Annotated in this window: 14 protein-coding genes; 9 read left to right on the top strand and 5 right to left on the bottom strand. The window is 69.2% G+C overall.

Annotated elements, in window-relative coordinates:
• Nucleotides 1-72: 72 nt before the first annotated feature.
• The 3 genes from tatA to tatC are packed head-to-tail and all read left to right on the top strand — an operon-like array spanning nt 73 to nt 1575.
• Nucleotides 73-306, top strand: a complete 234-nt coding sequence (tatA, locus tag G524_RS0113930; RefSeq protein ID WP_027444238.1) for a twin-arginine translocase TatA/TatE family subunit — start codon at nt 73-75, stop codon at nt 304-306.
• Nucleotides 307-341: 35 nt separating this feature from the next.
• On the top strand, nt 342-755 hold the full coding sequence (gene tatB / locus G524_RS16080) for a Sec-independent protein translocase protein TatB (RefSeq protein ID WP_051221305.1): 414 nt from the start codon (nt 342-344) through the stop codon (nt 753-755).
• Nucleotides 748-1575, top strand: a complete 828-nt coding sequence (gene tatC, locus G524_RS0113920; RefSeq protein ID WP_027444237.1) for a twin-arginine translocase subunit TatC — start codon at nt 748-750, stop codon at nt 1573-1575. Before tatB ends, tatC begins: the two co-directional genes overlap by 8 nt.
• Here tatC and G524_RS0113915 read toward each other — a convergent pair whose 3' ends face one another.
• On the bottom strand, nt 1576-3240 hold the full coding sequence (locus G524_RS0113915; protein ID WP_027444236.1) for an amidohydrolase: 1665 nt from the start codon (nt 3238-3240) through the stop codon (nt 1576-1578).
• A 170-nt stretch (nt 3241-3410) separates the two neighbouring features.
• Between G524_RS0113915 and G524_RS0113910 the strand changes: the two genes are divergently transcribed.
• The 4 genes from G524_RS0113910 (at nt 3411) to G524_RS0113895 (ending at nt 12343) form a co-directional block, all read left to right on the top strand.
• Nucleotides 3411-4673 carry a threonine ammonia-lyase gene (locus G524_RS0113910; RefSeq protein ID WP_027444235.1) on the top strand — a complete coding sequence of 421 codons (1263 nt, stop codon included), beginning with the start codon at nt 3411-3413 and terminating at the stop codon, nt 4671-4673.
• 209 nt (nt 4674-4882) lie between these two features.
• The gene (locus G524_RS0113905; protein ID WP_027444234.1) at nt 4883-5728 is read left to right on the top strand and encodes an arginyltransferase; all 846 of its coding nucleotides are present in this window, start codon (nt 4883-4885) and stop codon (nt 5726-5728) included.
• Nucleotides 5697-8015 (top strand): BamA/TamA family outer membrane protein, encoded by a 2319-nt coding sequence (locus tag G524_RS0113900; RefSeq protein WP_084625202.1) that lies wholly within the window; start codon nt 5697-5699, stop codon nt 8013-8015. Before G524_RS0113905 ends, G524_RS0113900 begins: the two co-directional genes overlap by 32 nt.
• Nucleotides 8015-12343 (top strand): translocation/assembly module TamB domain-containing protein, encoded by a 4329-nt coding sequence (locus G524_RS0113895; protein WP_027444232.1) that lies wholly within the window; start codon nt 8015-8017, stop codon nt 12341-12343. The genes G524_RS0113900 and G524_RS0113895 overlap by 1 nt, the downstream gene beginning before the upstream one ends.
• Here G524_RS0113895 and G524_RS16075 read toward each other — a convergent pair.
• On the bottom strand, nt 12337-12987 hold the full coding sequence (locus tag G524_RS16075) for a lysozyme (RefSeq protein ID WP_084625201.1): 651 nt from the start codon (nt 12985-12987) through the stop codon (nt 12337-12339). The two genes, G524_RS0113895 and G524_RS16075, sit on opposite strands and share 7 nt — an antisense overlap.
• Nucleotides 12988-13211: 224 nt before the next feature.
• A complete protein-coding gene (locus G524_RS0113885; protein WP_156894112.1) occupies nt 13212-14831 on the bottom strand; it encodes a hypothetical protein in 1620 nt (539 codons plus the stop codon).
• Between the two features lie 253 nt (nt 14832-15084).
• Here G524_RS0113885 and G524_RS0113880 point away from each other — a divergent pair, with 253 nt between their 5' ends.
• Together G524_RS0113880 and G524_RS0113875 are read left to right on the top strand one after the other, a co-directional pair.
• Nucleotides 15085-15291 carry a helix-turn-helix transcriptional regulator gene (locus tag G524_RS0113880; RefSeq protein WP_027444230.1) on the top strand — a complete coding sequence of 69 codons (207 nt, stop codon included), beginning with the start codon at nt 15085-15087 and terminating at the stop codon, nt 15289-15291.
• Nucleotides 15288-15944 (top strand): hypothetical protein, encoded by a 657-nt coding sequence (locus G524_RS0113875; protein WP_027444229.1) that lies wholly within the window; start codon nt 15288-15290, stop codon nt 15942-15944. Before G524_RS0113880 ends, G524_RS0113875 begins: the two co-directional genes overlap by 4 nt.
• 232 nt (nt 15945-16176) lie before the next feature.
• Here G524_RS0113875 and G524_RS0113870 read toward each other — a convergent pair whose 3' ends face one another.
• Both G524_RS0113870 and G524_RS16430 read right to left on the bottom strand, forming a co-directional pair.
• A complete protein-coding gene (locus G524_RS0113870) occupies nt 16177-16563 on the bottom strand; it encodes a hypothetical protein (RefSeq protein WP_156894111.1) in 387 nt (128 codons plus the stop codon).
• A gap of 194 nt (nt 16564-16757) precedes the next feature.
• Nucleotides 16758-17717: beta strand repeat-containing protein (locus tag G524_RS16430; protein WP_027444227.1), on the bottom strand; the 960-nt coding region annotated here is incomplete at its 5' end.

Below are 17717 nucleotides of genomic sequence, written 5' to 3'. Positions count from 1 at the left end.
TCGATCGCGGGTGGCATCGCGCCGCCAAGGCGCCTATATGCAAGGCCCCCCCAAGAGTGAAAGTTGCGCCCCATGAATATCGGCATCTGGCAAATCCTCATCATCGCGCTGGTCGTGCTCGTGCTGTTCGGGCGCGGGCGCATTTCGGAAATGATGGGCGATTTCGGCAAGGGTATCGCCAGCTTCAAGAAGGGCATGAACGAAGGCGAGGAGGTGGCGCCCAAGCCCCGGATCGAGCCGCCCGCTGCCGCCCCCACCGCGGCTGAGCCCGAGATGGCGGACAAACGCGATTCGACCGGCGCCTGAGCGTCTGAAGGAGGCGGCCCTGCCGCACCCAAGCCATGTTCGATATCGGCGCTGCTGAACTGCTGGTCATCATCATCGTTGCGGTGATCGTGATCGGGCCGAAAGACCTGCCGCTGGCGATGCGCACCGCCGGGCGCTGGATCGGCCGGATGCGGCGCATCTCGGCCCATTTCCGCGCCGGGGTCGATGCCATGGTGCGCGAGGCCGAGCTTGAGGAGATGGAAAAGCGCTGGAAGGCGCAGAACGAGGAGATCATGCGCCGCTCCGCCGCGCTGACCGAGGCCGAGGCGGGCGCCCCGGTGATGACCGGGCCACCCCCGATCGACAAGGCGCCCGCGGCGCCTGCGCCCGGTGATGCGTCTGCCAGCGCGGCTCCGGCGCCGGCGGCTCCGCCTGCGCCGACGCCCCCATCGCCCGCGCCAACGCCGAGGGACAGCGGCGATGTTTGAGATCAAGGATCTCGACGAGACCCGCGCGCCCTTGATTGATCACCTGATCGAGCTGCGCACCCGCATCATCCGCTCGCTCCTGGCGCTGGCGGTGGGCTTTGGCGTGTGCCTCTATTTCGCCGATGAGATCCTCGGCTTTCTGGTCTGGCCGCTCAAGCAGGCCTTTCCGGAAGGGCAGGGCCAGTTAATCTTCACCCGCCTGCCCGAGGTGTTCTTTGTCGAGCTCAAGGTGGCGCTGTTCGCGGGCTTCATGGTCAGCTTCCCGGTGATTGCCAACCAGCTCTGGGCCTTTGTCGCCCCGGGGCTCTATGCCCGCGAGAAGCGCGCCTTCCTGCCCTTTCTCATCGCCACCCCGGTACTGTTCACCGCCGGGGCCGCGCTGGCCTATTTCGTGGTGATGCCCACCGCCTTCCGCTTTTTCCTCGGCTTCGGGGGTGAGGCCGGGGGGCTGACGGTCGAGGCCCTGCCGAGTGCCGGGGACTATCTCGGCCTCGTCATGCAGTTCATCCTCGCCTTCGGGCTTACCTTCCTCCTGCCGGTGCTGCTGCTGCTGCTCCACCGTGCCGGGATCATCACCCGCGCGCAGATGGCAGGCGCGCGGCGCTATGTGATCGTGGCGATCTTCGCCCTTGCCGCGGTGGTGACCCCGCCCGATCCCGGCTCGCAGATCATCCTTGCGGTGCCGCTTCTGCTGCTGTTCGAGGCCTCGCTGCTGCTGATGCGCCTTCAGGAAAAGGCGGTCGAGGCGGATCGGGCCGCCCGCGCCGCCGAGACCGCGCCGGCAGGCGAGGGCGCCGGCGAGGGCGCGGCGGCCGAGTAGTTACTCGCCGCGCACCTTGACCCCGCCGATCCACACGCCGAGCACGCGGGTGGCGCGGATCTCGTCCACCGCGGCGAGCAGGGGATCGCGATCGACAAGGATGAAATCGGCCCGCTCGCCCGGGATCAGGCGGCCAAAGCGCCCCTCGGCAAAACCGGCAAAGGCGGCATCGGCGGTGAAGGCGGCAAGCGCCTGTTCGCGGCTTACCGCCTGCTGCGGGAACCACCCGCCGAAGGGCTCGCCTTCCGCATCGGTGCGGCTGATCGCAGCGGCGATCCCGGCCCAGGGGTCAGCCGGCTCGACCGGCGCGTCCGAGCCAAAGGCAAGCCTGCCCCTGGCGGCCAGCACGCTGCGCCAGGCATAGGCGCCCCCCAGCCGCCCCGGCCCCAGCCGCGCCTCGGCCATGGTGCGGTCAGAAGTCTGGTGGAGCGGCTGCATCGAGGCGATCACCCCGTGTGCCCCGAGGCGCGGAAGGTCAGCGACATCAATCACCTGGGCATGTTCGATCCGCCAGCGCCGATCGCCCGCATAGGTCTCGGAAAGCTCCTCGATCGCTCCCAGCACCTCGCCATTGGCGGCATCGCCGATCGCGTGGACAGCGGTCTGGAAACCCGCCATCGCCGCCCGGCTCATCAGGTTGCGCAGCTGTGCCGGGGTGAGCAGGGCAAGGCCGCGCGCGGCAGGCTCGTCGGCATAGGGGGTCTTGAGCAGCGCCCCGCGCGAGCCAAGCGCGCCATCGACGAACAGCTTGATCCCGCCCATGCGCAGCCGATCATCATAGAGCCAGCCGGTCGGCTCGGCCCCGGCGGCCAGCTCGAGCGTGTCGAAATCGCGGGCATAGGCCATGATGCGCAAGCGCAGCCGCCCGGCATCCCCGGCGCGGCGATAGGTGCTCCAGTCAGCCAGCGTCGTGCCCATGTCGGCCACCGCGGTGACCCCGCGCGCGAGCAATGCGTCCTGCGCGGCGGCAAAGGCAAGGTCGCGCTCCTGCGGGCGGGGCTGGGGCACCACCTTGCTCACAAGCTGGATGGCATTGTCGATGAACACGCCTGCTGGCGCGCCGCTCGCATCGCGCACGATCCGCCCGCCTGCCGGATCGGGGGTCTTGGCGGTGATCCCGGCGGCGGCGATCGCCATGCTGTTGGCCCAGTTGGCGTGGTTGTCAGCCCGTTCGAGCCAGACCGGGCGATCGGGCACCACGGCGTCGAGTTCGACCGCGGTGGGAAAGCGCCCCAGCCCCCATTTCTCCTGGTTCCAGCCGCGCCCGAGGATCCACGGACGCGCGGGGTTGGCCTCGGCAAAGGCCTTGATCCGCGCCAGCGCTTCCTCAAGCGAGGAGGTGTCCGAAAGGTCGAGCGTGAGCGCGGCAAAGCCGATGTCCATCACGTGGACATGCGCATCGATCATGCCCGGCAGCAGCACCCGGCCCTGCCCGTCGATGCGGTAATCGGTGCGCGGGCGCTTGTCCCCGCGCGCGAGCACCGCAAGGATGCGCCCCTCGTCATCATAGACAAGGCCGGTAAAGCGCCGCACCTTGCCTTCGGCATCGATGGTGATGCCATCGACATTGTCCACCAGGGTATCGGCGGCGGCGGGGCTGGCGAGCGCGAGGGCGCCGGCAGCGGCGGCAAGGGCAACAAGCGGGCGGAACAAGATGGGCAGCATGGCGATCCTCGGGGCAGGGCAGCAGGTGCGCTGCGGCTTTTGCGCTGCTGCCTAGAGCCTTGCTGCGCGCTTGCCAATCATCGCGGTCACGCACAGCGCGTTCCTGCAGCACGATTGGCGTACGCGGATGATTGCCCTTGGCCCGCCAAGCCTCTAAGCGCGCCAGCATCATGGCAACGCGCTTCGCTTCTTCCAGCCCCAAGGGTGCCGCCGCTTCGCCGGCTGACCTCACGCTCGCGCATGTCCGGGCCGCCGCGGCGCGGATCAAGGGGGCGGTGGTCAACACCCCGATGATGCATTCGATCACCCTGTCGGAGATCACCGGCGCGGACATCTGGCTGAAGTTCGAGAACCTGCAGTTCACCGCCGCCTACAAGGAGCGCGGCGCGCTCAACGCCCTCTTGCTGCTGAGCGAGGAGCAGCGCGCGCGCGGGGTGATCGCGGCCTCGGCGGGCAACCATTCGCAGGGTCTGTCCTACCACGGCACCCGGCTGGGGGTGCCGGTGACGATCGTCATGCCGCGCACCACGCCGACGGTGAAGGTGATGCAGACCGAAAGCGTCGGGGGCAAGGTGGTGCTCGAGGGCGAGACCTTCGATGAGGCCTATGCCCATGCCCGCCGGCTCGAGGCCGAGCTGGGCCTCACCTTCGTCCACCCTTTTGACGATCCCGATGTTGCTGCCGGCGCCGGCACGGTGGCGCTCGAGATGCTTGAGGTGAAGCCCGATCTTGATTGCATCGTCACCCCCATCGGCGGGGGCGGGCTGATCTCGGGCATGGCCACCGTGGCCAAGGCGATCAATCCCGCGATCGAGGTGGTGGGCGTGCAGGCGGGGCTGTTTCCCAGCATGTTCGATCGCATCAAGGGCGCGCAGCTGCCCTGCGGCGGCGACACCCTGGCCGAGGGTATCGCGGTCAAGCAGCCCGGCGCCTTCACCGCGCAGGTGGTGGCCGAAAGGGTCGATGACATCCTGCTCGTCGATGAACCCGCGCTCGAACAGGCCGTGGCGCTGCTGTTGCAGATCGAGAAGACCGTGGTCGAAGGCGCGGGCGCGGCCGGGCTGGCCGCGGTGCTCTCCAATCCCGAACGCTTTGCCGGCAAGTCGATCGGCCTTGCCCTGTGCGGCGGCAATATCGACACCCGCCTCTTGGCCAATGTGCTGCTGCGCGATCTGGCCCGGCAGGGGCGGCTCGCTCGCCTCAGGATCACGCTGCAGGATCGCCCCGGCGCGCTGTTCAAGGTCATGCGCCTGTTTGACGAGCACAATGTCAACATCATCGAGATCTATCACCAGCGCATCTTCACCACCCTGCCGGCCAAGGGGCTGATCACCGACATCGAATGCGAGGCGCGCGATGCCGAGCAGGTCGAGCGGCTGGTGGCCGGCCTCAGGGCCAAGGGCTATTCGGTCCAGCTGGTCGAACTGGGCTAGGGGCGGGCGCACGCTTGCAGGTAGCGGGGCGATTTGCGCCCCGATTTGCACCAACTCCGATGATACGTCCCTGCGCCGCCTTGCGGGTCTGGGCAAAATTCGGCGCAATTCATGGTTAAGGGACTTTTACCGCGGGGCCGGTGCAGGCATAAGAATTTCTTAACGCCACGAGCGCGCGATTCATCGGCAGAAAAGGACAGGCCCCACCCGTGACGGCACCGATCCGCTTCCCCCGGTTCTTCGTGACCAGCCCGGCGCCGTGCCCCTATCTGCCGGGGCGCAGCGAACGCAAGGTGTTCACCGAACTCAAGGGCCCCCACGCCGACCAGCTCAACGAGGCGCTGGGGCGCATCGGCTTTCGCCGCAGCCAGACGGTCGCCTACCGTCCGTCCTGCCTCGATTGTCAGGCCTGCGTGTCGGTGCGGGTGGTGGCCGACAAGTTCCGCCCTTCCGCCTCGCAACGGCGCGAGATCCGGCGCAACGCCGATCTGGTGGTGAGCGAATGCCGCCCCTGGGCGACCGACGAGCAGTTCACCCTGCTCGCCCGCTATCTCGGCCAGCGCCACCCCGATGGCGGCATGGCGGCGATGGACGAGCTCGATTATGCCGACATGATCGAGCATACCCCGGTCACCACCGTGGTCACCGAATATCGCGAACCGCGCGCCGATGGGCGGCCCGGGCGGCTGGTGGGCGCCTGCCTCACCGACCGCCAGAGCGACGGGCTGTCGATGATCTATTCCTTCTATGAGCCCGATCATCCCACCCGCAGCGGGCTTGGCAGTTACATCATCCTCGATCACATCCGCCGCGCCGCAGCCGAGGGTCTGCCCTATGTCTATCTCGGCTATTGGGTCGATGGCAGCCCGCGGATGCAGTACAAGGTGCGTTACCGCCCGCTCGAACGGCTCACCCGTGACGGCTGGCTCCTGATGGACCCCGATGAACAGCACCGCCTGATCGCCGCTGCCACCCGGCCGCGGCAGAGCGAGGAGACGGCTTTCGCAGGTGCGCGGGGCAAGGATGGCCAGCCTGTCAAGTTTCCGACCAGCTGATATCCGCTGCCCGGTCTTTCTCGCTCTCGCCATTGCTGCAGGACTGGCCCCCACCCCGGCTGAGGCGGCCCAGGCGGGCGCTCTGGCGGCCCAGAGCGCCGATGCGCCCGCGTCCGTGCCCCCCGAGGCGCCCGGCGAGGGCGCGGATGATGCCGCGCCCGAACCCGCGCCCGTGCCCGACACGCTCGAGGCGCTGATCCCGCCCGAGGCGCTCGCCGATCCGGAAGGCTGGGCCGCGCGCGCCGTTTCCGGCGTGGCCGGGGCGGATGCCGTGCCCGAGGCGGCGCCGGACGGTGCCGATCCGCTCGCCGGAGTTGTGCCCCCGCCGCCTGCGGGGCTTGAAGGCGCGGTCGATGCCGCCTTTGCCGATTTCGCTCTCGATCTGCCCGAGCCGCTGCCGCCCGATCCCGAGGCCGACCAGCAAGCCCGGGCGGTGCTCGCCGCCCCGGTGCTCGAGGCCCTGCCCGAACTTGCCGAGGCGCAGATCGGCCCAGCACTGGTGCTTGGCCTGCCGGCGGCCGAAAGCTTCCCCGAGCGCGCCGAGTTCATCACCCGCTTCCGCGCGCTCTCGCGGCTCGAGGCGCTCGATGACAAGGCCGATGCCGCCCCGCAGATCGCCGCCCGAGCGCGGGCCGATGAGGAACTGCTGGGCGATCTCCTGCGCACCTATGGCTATTATGATGGCGCGGTGATCCGCCAGCTTTCGGGCGGGCGGCGCGACGGGGATGCGGGCGGCGTGGATAGCGCCGCGGCCGAGGAGCCGCAGGTGCGGTTCGATGTTATTCCGGGCACGCGCTACCGCTTTGGCCGGATCGATCTGGGCGGGCTTGGCACGCTCGCCGAGCCCGATGCCAGCCGCTTGCGCGCGGCCTTTGCGATCCAGCCGGGCGATCCGCTTCATGCCGACCGGATCCTCGAGCGCGAGCTCGAGCTGCGGGTGGCGCTGGGCGAAAGCGGCTATCCCTTCGCGGCGCTGGCCGAGCCTGAACTCACGATCGATCACGCCCGGGCCGAGGGCGATCTTGTGCTGCCCGTCAGCCCGGGGGGCAAATATGTCTTTGGCCCGGTGGAAAGCGGCGATCCGGGCTTCCTTCCAAGTCGCCACCTTGAGCGCATTGCCCGCTTCCGCCCCGGCGAGGTCTTCCGCCAGAGCATGGCCACCGATCTGCGCCGCGCGATCATCGCCACCGGGCTGGTCTCGAGCGTCACCGTCACCCCGCGCGAGAGCTGCCCGCCCCAAGGCGACCAGCCGGGCGAGGTGGCGCTCGATGTCGCGCTCGAGCGCGCGCCGCTGCGCACCATCGCCGGGGCGATCGGCTATGGCACCGAGGATGGTTTCAAGCTTGAGGGGCGCTGGGAGCATCGCAACCTCTTTCCGCCCGAGGGCGCGCTGCGGCTGCGCGGCATCTTGGGCACGCGCGAGGCGCTCGCCAGCATCGGGGTGCGGCGCAACAATTTTCGCGGCCGCGATCAGGTGCTGAGCGCCGATCTCTATGCCAGCGACATCACCACGCTCGCGGTCGATTCGCGCGGGTTCGGCCTGCGCGGCGCCTTCGAGAAGGTCTCCAACCTCTTGTTCCAGAAGCCGGTGAGCTTCCAGCTCGGCGGCGAACTGATCTCTACCGACGAGCGCAATCGGCGGGTGCGCATCGCCCCGGGCGCGCCCGAGCCGCGCCGCACCTTCCTCATCGGCGGGCTGTTCGGTAGCCTCACGCTCGATGCCAGCGACAATCTGCTCGATCCCACCACCGGCTATCGCGCCACGCTGTTCCTCGCGCCCGAAGTCTCGCGCTCGCAAGGGCAAGACCGGGCCTATCTGCGCGCCCAGGCCGATGCGGCCTATTACCATTCGTTCGGCGGCACGGTGCTGGCCGCAAGGGTGCGGGCGGCGACCATCGAGGGCGCGGCGGCGGCCGATATTGCCCCCTCGCGGCGGCTCTATGCCGGGGGCGGCGGCTCGGTGCGTGGCTATGGCTTCCAGGGCGTGGGCCCGCGCGACAGCCTCGGCAATCCGATCGGCGGGGCCTCGCTCGTCGAGGCCGCCGCCGAGGCGCGGATCGACACTCCGCTGTTCGGCGGCGCGCTCGAGGTCGTGCCCTTCATCGATGCGGGCACGGTGGCGCGCGGGGCGACCCCCGATTTCGGCGAGATCCGCGCCGGGGCGGGGATCGGCATCCGCTACAAGACCAGCTTCGGCCCGGTGCGGGTTGACGTTGCCACCCCGCTCAACCCCACCCGCTTTGACAGCCCGGTGGTGGTCTATGTCAGCCTCGGGCAGGCGTTCTGATGGCGGGTGAGGCGCACAGCAGTGCCCCGCAGTCACCCGCCGCCCGGCAGGGGCAAGCGCGGGTGTGGGCAAGGCGCCTCGGCTGGGCGCTGGCGCTGGTGCTGGCGCCGCTGCTGCTCCTCGGCGCCTTCCTTTCGACGCCGATCGGCAAGCGGGTAATCGCCGATCAGATCGCCGCGGCCGCCCCGGCCTCGGGCCTCAGGTTCACCGTCGGGCGGATCGAGGGGGATGTCTTCGGCAAGGCGGTGCTGCGCCGGGTGACGGTGCGCGATCCCAAGGGCGTGTTCCTCACCATCCCCGAGGTGCAGCTCGACTGGCGCCCGCTCGCCTGGTTGTGGAGCGGGCTTGATGTCCGCGAACTCACCGCGCGCCGCGCCCGGCTCACCCGCCTGCCCGAGCTTCTGCCCGGCGATCCCGATGCGCCGCTGCTGCCCGATTTCGATATCAGGCTCGATCGCCTGACGATCGAGGACATGGTGATCGCCCGCGGCCTTGCCACGCAGCGGGAGGAGCGCGCCAATCTGTCTGCCAAGGTCGATATCCGCCAGGGCCGCGCGCTGATCGATGCCTCGGCGCGGCTGGGCGCTGCGGACCGGGTGCGGCTTCTGATCGATGCCGAGCCCGATGGCGACCGCTTCGATATCGAGGGCGATTATCGCGCCCCGGCGGGCGGGGTGCTGGCGGGCCTTGCCGGCCTCAGCAATGGCTATGAGGCGCGGATCGTCGGCGATGGCACGTGGCAGCGCTGGCGCGGGGCGGCGCTGGCGCGGCGCATGGCTCCAGCGGGTGGGGCGGTACGCGCAGGCACGCGCGGGGAGCGGGTCCTCGCCGAGCAGGCGCGGGAGCAGCGCATGAGGGCGGTACGCGCAGGCACGCGCGGGGAGCGGGTGGCGGCCTTCACCATCAGCAATGATGCCGGCGTTTATGGCGTGCTCGGCCAGATCAATGCGCCGCTTGGGCCCGAGACGCTGGCCGGGCGCGCGCTGGGCAAGGCCACCGCGCTCGCCGCCAGCTTCACCCTTGCGAAGAGCGTGATCGAGGGACGCGCGGCGCTGGTCTCGCGCGGGCTCGATGGGCGCGCCGCAGGGGTGGTTGACCTTGCCGACAAGCGGGTGAGGGGCGCGCGGGTGCAGCTGGCGCTGCGCGATCCGGCGCTGCTTGGCCCCGACCTCCTGCTTGATCGCGCGCGGCTCGCGGCCAACCTTGCCGGGCCCTTTGCCGATCTTGCGATCAAGCACGAGATCGCGCTTGCCCGGCTCGAGACGGCGGGCTTTCGCGCCGCGGGGCTGAGCCAGGAAGGCAGCGCCCGGCTTACCCAAGGGGTGCTCAGCCTGCCGCTGGTGATGCGCGTCGAGCAGGTGACCACCGGCCTTGCGCTGGCCGATCCGCGGCTGGTCAAGGGCAGGCTCGGCGGGCGGCTGACCTATGATCTTGCCCGCCAGCGGCTCGCCATTGATGGCGCGCGGCTGACCTTCCCCGGACTCGATGCCCGCTTCGCGCTGCGCGGCGATGTCGGCGCCGGGGCCTATGCCCTTGCCGGGCCGGTCAGCGCGCGCGGCCTTAGGTTCGATGGGCTTGGCGAGGTCAATGCCACGGCCAATATCCTTGCCAGCTTCGGGTCGGCAGCGCCTTGGCGCCTTGCCGCGAAGCTCGATGGCAGCCTCAGCCGCATCACCAATGCCACCCTTGTCGAGCTTGCGGGCGAACGCATCCGCCTTGCGGGCGCGCTGCAACTGGGCGCGGGCGCGCCTATCGTGCTCGATAATGCCGTGATCAGCGCGCCCCGGCTCAATGCCCGCATTACCAGCCGGGTGGTGAGTGCCGGGGGAGGGGCGCGCACCGTGCTCACCGGAAGCGGGCGCCAGGCGCGCTATGGCCCCTTCAGCCTCGATGCCGAGATCGCCGCCGATGGCCCACGCGGGGTGCTGGTGCTCGCCGATCCCTATCCCGCCGCGAGGCTCAAGGACGTGCGCATCGCGCTCGCGCCGCGGGCAGAGGGCTTCGGCCTCGATGTCGCGGGCCAATCGCTGCTCGGGCCGTTCGATGGCGCGCTGGCTCTGGTGCTCGAAGCCGATGCGCCCACATGGATCGTGATCGATCGGCTCGATGTCGAGCGGACCCGCCTTGCCGGCGCGGTGGTGCTGGGCCCGGGCGGGCCTTCGGGCGATCTCAGCCTTTCGGGCGGGGGCATCACCGGCACCGCCAGGCTGCGGCCCGAGGGCGCCGGGGCGACCGGCTTCGTGCTCGATCTGGCCGCGCGCAACGCCGCCTTCGGCGGGGCCGTCCCGATCAGCCTTGCCCGCGCCGAGCTCAAGGCCAGCGGGCGGCTGGGCGAGGGGACGAGCAGGATCGCCGCCGAGCTTTCCGGCAGCGGGCTGGCCTATGGTGCCGTGCGGCTCGCGAATGTCTCGGCCAAGGCCCAAATCGAGGATGGCCGCGGCGCGGTGCGCGGCACCATCTCCGGGCGGCGCACCGATCGCTTTGCGCTCAATTTCGATGCCGCACTCGCCCCGGGGCGGATCGCTGCGGCGCTGCGGGGGGATTATGCCGGCATGGCGATCACCATGCCGCGCCGCGCGGTGCTCACCGCGGCGGAAGGCGGCGGCTGGCAGCTCGCGCCAAGCCAGATCGGCTTTGGCGGGGGCTTTGCCCTCATCGAAGGTGCGCTGGGGGGCGAGGAGACCCGGCTCACGCTCAAGCTGGCACAGATGCCGCTGCGGCTATTCGACCTTGCTGGAGCCGATCTTGGCCTTGGCGGGCGCCTGTCGGGGGTGATCGATTATCGCCAGGCGCTCCGCGCGCCGCCTGAAGGCCGGGCGCGCATCCAGATCGAACGTTTCAGCCGCGCCGGGCTGGTGCTCTCCTCAAGGCCGGTCAATGTGCTCGGCGTAATTGAGCTTGGGGCCGATCGCCTCACCGCCGCCGGGCGCCTGCTCGAGGGCGAGGCGCGACTTGGCGATGTGGCCTTGCGGATCGCCGGTCTCGGGCGCGAGGGGGCGCTCGGCGAGCGGCTGATGCGCGGGCGGCTCGATGCCCGGCTCGCCTATGAGGGCGCGGCCGAGGCGCTCTGGCGCCTTGCTGCGATCGAGGCCTTCGACCTGTCCGGCCCGGTAAGCCTCGCCGCGCGCGCCACCGGCACGCTTGCTGACCCGCGCATCATCGGCACCGCGCGCAGCAGCAATCTGGTGCTGGCCAGCGCGCTCACCGGCACCCGGATCGAGAAGATCGCGCTCGCCGGGCGCTTTTCCGGCTCACGGCTCGAGCTTGTGCGCTTTGCCGGGACGACCGCGGGGGGCGGGGCGATCAGCGGCAGCGGCACGATCGATCTGGCGCGCATGGGCCAGGGCCGCGGGCCGCAGCTCGATCTGCGCGCCGCGGCCAAGGGCGCGCGCCTGCTCAACGCCAATGGGCTCGATGCCACGCTCACCGGCCCCTTGCGGATCGTCTCGGATGGGCTTGGCGGCACCATCGCCGGGCGCGTCAGGGTGGAGCGCGCGCGCTGGGCGCTGGGGGTGGCGGGCGAGGACATGGCCCTGCCGGTGATCGCCACGCGCGAGATCAACCGCGCCGATGGCCTAGCCCCGGCGCGCAGCCAGGCCTCGGCGCGGGGCGCGGCCTGGCGCTATCTCGTCAATGCGTCCGGGCCGGGCCGGATCGAGGTCGATGGCATGGGGCTGGAGAGCGAATGGGGGATCGACATTGCCCTGCGCGGCACGGTGGACGATCCGCGCATCGGTGGCACCGCGCGGCTGGTGCGCGGCGACTATACCTTTGCCGGCACCCGCTTTGAACTCACCCGCGGGCGGATCCTGTTCGATACCGGCGAGCCGATCAACCCGCGGCTCGACATCGCCGCCGAGGCGACGCGCAGCGGCACCAACGTCGCCATCGCCATCACCGGCAACGCGCTCTCTCCGGCAATCGCCTTTTCGAGCGAGCCGGCCCTGCCCGAGGAGGAGATCCTCGCCCGGCTGCTGTTCGGTGGCTCGGTCACCTCGCTTTCGGCCACCGATGCGGTGCAGCTCGCCGCGGCGCTGGCGGCGCTTCAAAGCGGGGGCGCCGGGCTCGATCCGATCGGTCAACTGCGCCGTTCGATCGGGCTCGATCAGCTGCGCATCGTCAACGCCGACCCGCTCACCGGGCGGCAGACCGGGATCGCCATCGGCAAGAACATCACCCGCAACATCTATGTCGAACTCGTCACCGATGGGCGCGGCTACAGCGCCACCGAGGTCGAATACCGCATCACCAGCTGGCTTTCGCTGCTGGGCACGGTTTCGACCATCGGGCGCGATTCGGTGCTGGTGCAGGCCTCGCGCGACTATTGAACCGCGCCGCGGTAGAGCGCGGCCTCGGCGGCGCGGCGGCGCACGAGGCCGGGCAGCACCTTGCCCCCGGCGCGGTTCCAGCGGGCAAATTCGGCCGCCGCGCCCTGATGATCGCCGGCCTTGTGCCGTCGCGTCAGCGTCGCCCGGGCGATGGCGCCGGTGTTGTAGTGGAAGCTCACCAGGGCATCGAACTGGTTCTGGCTGGTCGGCGCATCGCCGAGCGCGGCGGCAACCTCGGCGGCATAGCGGACAAGATCCTCATCGAGCCGCTGGTCGTATTGCGCCCGGGTCCACACCGTGCCCCTGGTGATGCGCCCGCCGTTGAAGCGGTCAGGCCCGGTTGCGCCCCAGCCGATCGTCCAGGGTTCGCCCCCGGTACCGGGATCGGGATAGGCTTCCACAAGGCCGTCGGCGCGCAGCCGCGCCAGCCCCTCGAAGCGCTTGATGAGAGCAAGGCCTTCAGGGCCGATGCGGGTGGGCCGGGATGGCGCGGGCGGCGGTGCCGGTGGGACAGGGGCGGGCGGGGGCGGTGCAGGTTCGGAAGGGGGTGCGGGTTCAGCGGGGCGGCGGTGTTCTTCATCGCCGGCAAGGCCAAGAATGCGCCAGAGCACGCCAAGGGCAGAGCGGGGGGGAGAGCCGGGCATGGACGACCTCACGATCACGGGTAGGAGGGAGCGGCAGGCCCAGCAAGCCAGAAAGTCGCCAAGTAGGAAATGCCCCGCATCGCTTTGGCAGGGCCGGGGCGCGCCGCCGGAGCCGCGCGCCCCTTGCAGGAGGCCCGGATCGGCGCCCTTCGCGCAAAAGCGAGCGCGCCCCCGCCGCGGCGATCATCGCCGCAGGGCGGAGGCGCGCGTGGGCCGGGGGCCCGTCAGTTGCTGGCGGCAGCGATGATCACCCCGCGCGCCTCGTCCCAGCGGCCATCGCGCTTGGCCTCGAGGCGCTTCAGCATGTCGACCGGGCTTTCATAGGCCGAGATGTTGGAATAGCGCTTGGCCGCCTGGGCAAGCTGCTTCTCCCGGCGTGCCTTTTCGCGCTCATCGCCATCGAAGGCGCCGAAGGCCGCCGGCTTGATCACTCCGATCGCATCCTCGATCATCCCGCGCTGTTCGAAATCGCGCGCCAGCAGATAGCGGATGTCATCATTTGAAGGCACGAGGGTGAAGGCTTCGACCATGCGGTTCTGCGCCTCGAGGCTGGGCATGACCTTCTGATCGAGGAAGGTCTGGAACAGCGCCACCCGCGGCTCGACCGCGATGGCCGAAGTGGCGATCGCCTCGCGCAGCGGTTCGCGCGCCGTCTCCCATTCCTCCTCGCTGCTCTGGGGGGTGAGCAGCCCGGCACGGGCAATGCCGAGATGGGTGAGGCCGATGGTGTCACCGGGATAGAGCGCCAGCAGGCGCGTGGCGGTCTCGAGCGCATCCTGGTGCTTGTGGGCGAGGTTTTCCAGCTGAACCTGGATCTGCAGACCCATGCGGTTGTCGGGCTCGGCCGCGCGGATCTTGCGCGTTGCCGAGACGATCTGCGAGAGCGCCGCATAGTCGAAGCCCGAATAGAGCCGGATTTGGTAGCGCATCAGCTCGCTTTCGACCGGCGTGAGTTCGCGCACCGGGATCGCGGCCTCGTCAATCGGCTTGAGCGAGAGGCGCACGGCCTTGAATTCGCTCCGATACTTGCGCAGTTCGCGGTTCAAGGCATCAAGATCGCCGAAGGCCTCGCGCGCCGCCTGGTCATAAGGCGTGCCATTGGCCACGGCGTTGAGATAGGCCTTGAGCTGCGCGCCGCGCTCGGGCCGGGTGGCCGCCAAGTGGGTGAGCAGCCAACCCTCGGCATAGAGCGCCCCGATCTGGTCGCGGACATCGGCATAGGACTTGGCGGTCAGCAACTTCTCGACATGGATCCAGTCGCCGCTGCGGATCGCGTCCATGCGGAAATAGGGGGCATGGCCGATCTCCACCACATTGGGCTCCGGGAAGGCCATGGTGCCGTAATATTCGGCAAAGCCCTCCGAATACCAGCTGGGGTAATTGGCATTGAAATACTGATACATGTAGTGGTGGAGATATTCGTGCTGGCGCACTTCCGGGCCCCAGGTCAGGCTCTGGCGGCTGGCCTTGAAGGCCGAACCCTGCCCGGTGCGCAACACGTTGCGGAAGGTGACAAGGAAGGGGCCCTGCCGGGTGCTGCTGTAATAGCCGCCCACGCCATAGGATTCGTAAGGGAAGGTGTTGTTCACCTCGTCCATGTCGGCGACCTCGAAGATCACCACCTTGAGCGGGCTGGACGCGCGCTGGTTGCCAGTGAGCGCGCGCACCAGTTTGTCGAAGGTCTGGAGCCGGCCCACGGTCTGGCGCAATTCCTGCGGCGGGGCTTCGCTGTAATAGATGAAGTTCTCGGTCTCGGCGACGCGCCAGCCAGCCTGTGCGGGCGCGGCAAGGGCAAAGAGGCAGGCAAGCGCGCTCAGGAATGCGGCAAGGCTCAAGCGGGTCATGATGGCACCTGTGGCATGGAAAAACAGGCTCGCGCGCCCGGCCACCCCCATTGGTGAGCGACAACCGCTTGCACGAACTGCACAAATCTAGGCGATTCGCCGGGGCATGACAAGAGTTCTTGACTGACAAGAATGTTTGGCAGTAAAGAGTTCTTGTCAGCCTGGCCGACTCGCTCCCGCGGGGGCAGCCCTGGCCAGGCCAGCAGCAATGAGACCAGCCATCGCCGGGCCCTTGTCCCGGGAAAGGACCGAGGTGGAAAACCGTGTGAAGCAGCACCGCGAGGCACGCGGCTGGAGCCAGGGCGAACTTGCCCGCCGGCTCGGCGTGTCGCGCCAGACGGTCAATGCGGTGGAAACCGACAAGTATGATCCCTCGCTGCCGCTGGCGCTGCGCATGGCGCGGCTGTTCGGCGTGAGCGTGCCCGAACTTTTCATCGATCACTGGGAGCCCGAAGCATGACGAGCAAGACCGATACCCCCCGTTCCATCCCCTGGCTGCGCAAGCTGGTGATCCCGGGGCTGGCCGGCGCCGTGGCGGGCTTTGCCGCCAGCTACGTGCTGTTCAGCACGATCGACGGGCCGCTGGTGGGCGGCCTTGGCACCTCGCAGACCATCGCCGCGGTGGTGGGGATGCTCTATGGTCTCATCGCCCTTGCGGTGCTGTTCGGCGCGCTCAGCCCGAAGATGGGCGCGCGCTTTCTCAATGTCGAGGACGCCGATGAACTGCGCGAGCAGCGCCGCGCGCTGATCCTTTCCGGGGTGGCGATGGCGCTGTGGGGCGTGGCACTGATCGCGCTGGCGCTGGCCGCGCCCGATGGCCCGGTGCCGCAGCAGGTGGCGCTCGTGATCGGGATCGTCGGCCTTGCCGGCGGGGTGGTGGTGGCGATCCGCCTCAACCCGCTGCTCGACGAGCTGATGCGTGCGGTCAATCTCGAGACCGGGGCTTTGAGCTATCACCTGGTGCTGCTGCTGGTGGGCGGCTGGGCGCTGTTGGCGCACCTTGGCTATGTCGCCGGCCCACAGCCGATCGACCTGCTCTCGGCCTTCTATGTGCTGGTGCTGCTGGCGAGCTTCGTTGTGGCCGGCAAGCGCGGGATGATCCGCCTGCAATAGGCCTGGAGAAGGGGGGGACGTCGCCCGGGCGCAAGCTGTGCCAGGCCGGTCGGCCGCGGCGCGTATCTTGCCCAGGCGCTTGCCTCATGCGGCCAGACTTGCGCTCCCCGCCGCCATCAGCCCAGACTTGTAACGGCGCATGGTGCAAAGGCCGGGCGTTGAGGCTCGGTTGACCTGGCCTCGCACTCACGGCGCCCGGTTACGTCCCGGTTACGTCCCGGTTACGTCCCGGTTACATGGGGCCAAGGCCAAAGCTGAGCCGCGTCTGGTTGATTGTGCGCTTGCACTCGTCAGTGATGCGGATGAGATAGACTGCGGCGGGCTTGAGCTGGGCAAAGCGCTCGTCCCGATAAGCGGCGCTGATCTTGTCGGCGAGCATGGCCGCGGTGATCTTGTTTTCGATCATGCATTGGGTGCGGCCCACCTTCACCAGTGCAGCGTTGAGATCATCATCGGCAAAGACGAGATTGAGGCTGTCATTGAGGCCCTGGGCGTAGGCGGCTTGAGCCTCTGGGCTGAGTTGCAGCCATTGGGCGCGGTTGTTGACGAAGCCATTGGCAGCCGCCGGCACGGCGCTGACAGCGAAGAACATGCTGGCGATCAGAACACAAAGTCGCACGGGGTCCTCTTTGTTTCATGGATTGCCACGGGTGGCTGGTGGATCGGATCGGCTGAACCGTCACTGAAATCAACCGGGCTGCGTCCAGGATCAGCCGGGGCGCAGCTTTGGGCAAGAGGGGCTGCAGCGCATCAGGAAAAAAGAAGCGGGCCGCATCGCTGCGGCCCGCTCCCCATTCAGGCTTGCGGTGAGGCTCAGAACTTGAAGCCGGCCCCGACAGCGCCGCCGACCGAGTTGTCGGAGAAGCCGAAGTTGGCCCCGAGGGTCACACCGGTGTCGGTGACATACTGGGCGCGGATCGCACCGCCCCATTCGCCCTCGAACACACCAACGCCGCCGCTGATGCCGCCTTCGCCGTTGGAAAGGTTGAGCGGCGCAGCATTCATCGCGAAGGCCATGGCAACGCCCTGGTAGGCCTTGTCGGTGCGGTTGAACAGGCGGTCGATGTCCTGCGTGACGCGGGCATCGAGAGCAGCCAGTGCGAGGTTGGTCGCGTTGAGCTGACGCCCGGTCACCGCATCGGTCGAGGTCGCCGACAGCGTGGCATCGGTCAGGCCGGTGATCTTCCCGTTGTTCGACGGGTTGATCAGCACGTTGCCGGCGCGGATCTGACCGGTGGTGGTGCTGATGTTGCCGGCCGCGGTGGTGTAGTTGCCCACCACGCTCAGAGCCCCGCCGATCGAGGTCGCGCCCGCGATCGAGGCAGCGCCGCCAACGGTAAGGTTGGCGCCCACCGAGGTGTCACCGGTCGAAACCAGCGCCGCACCGGTGATGGTGGCACCGCTGGTGATGTTGCCGGTGCTGGTGATCGCGCCGGTGTTGGCGATGCCATTGGTCGAAGTCAGACCGGTCACGGCAAGGGTGCCGCCGATCGAGGTCGCACCAGCGATCGAGGCCGTGCCGCCAACGGTGAGGTTGGTGCCCACCGAGGTCGAACCGGTCGAGACCAAGCTTGCGCCGGTGACGGTGCCACCGCTGGTGATGTTGCCCGAGCTGGTGATCGTGCCGGTGTTGGCAATGCCGTTGGTGGTGGTGAGGCCGGCCACCGCCAGCGTCCCGCCGACCGACGCATTGCCGGTGGTGGTCAGCGTCGCGGTGCTGATGTTGCCGGTGTTGGTGATGTTGCCGGTGTTGGTGATGCCGTTGGTGGTGGT

The sequence above is a fragment of the Erythrobacter cryptus DSM 12079 genome (assembly GCF_000422985.1).
Classification (GTDB): Bacteria; Pseudomonadota; Alphaproteobacteria; order Sphingomonadales; family Sphingomonadaceae; genus Erythrobacter; species Erythrobacter cryptus.
Note: the sequence above shows the minus strand (reverse complement) of the source record. Positions and strands in the feature narration are given on the sequence as shown.

Bases quoted from the DNA above. Each gene is read 5' to 3' on its own strand.
- tatA (WP_027444238.1), top strand. From the start codon at position 73: ATGAATATCGGCATCTGGCAAATCCTCATCATCGCGCTGGTCGTGCTC.
- tatB (WP_051221305.1), top strand. From the start codon at position 342: ATGTTCGATATCGGCGCTGCTGAACTGCTGGTCATCATCATCGTTGCG.
- tatC (WP_027444237.1), top strand. From the start codon at position 748: ATGTTTGAGATCAAGGATCTCGACGAGACCCGCGCGCCCTTGATTGAT.
- G524_RS0113915 (WP_027444236.1), bottom strand. From the start codon at position 3,240: ATGCTGCCCATCTTGTTCCGCCCGCTTGTTGCCCTTGCCGCCGCTGCC.
- G524_RS0113910 (WP_027444235.1), top strand. From the start codon at position 3,411: ATGGCAACGCGCTTCGCTTCTTCCAGCCCCAAGGGTGCCGCCGCTTCG.
- G524_RS0113900 (WP_084625202.1), top strand. From the start codon at position 5,697: ATGGCCAGCCTGTCAAGTTTCCGACCAGCTGATATCCGCTGCCCGGTC.
- G524_RS0113895 (WP_027444232.1), top strand. From the start codon at position 8,015: ATGGCGGGTGAGGCGCACAGCAGTGCCCCGCAGTCACCCGCCGCCCGG.
- G524_RS16075 (WP_084625201.1), bottom strand. From the start codon at position 12,987: ATGCCCGGCTCTCCCCCCCGCTCTGCCCTTGGCGTGCTCTGGCGCATT.
- G524_RS0113885 (WP_156894112.1), bottom strand. From the start codon at position 14,831: ATGACCCGCTTGAGCCTTGCCGCATTCCTGAGCGCGCTTGCCTGCCTC.
- G524_RS0113875 (WP_027444229.1), top strand. From the start codon at position 15,288: ATGACGAGCAAGACCGATACCCCCCGTTCCATCCCCTGGCTGCGCAAG.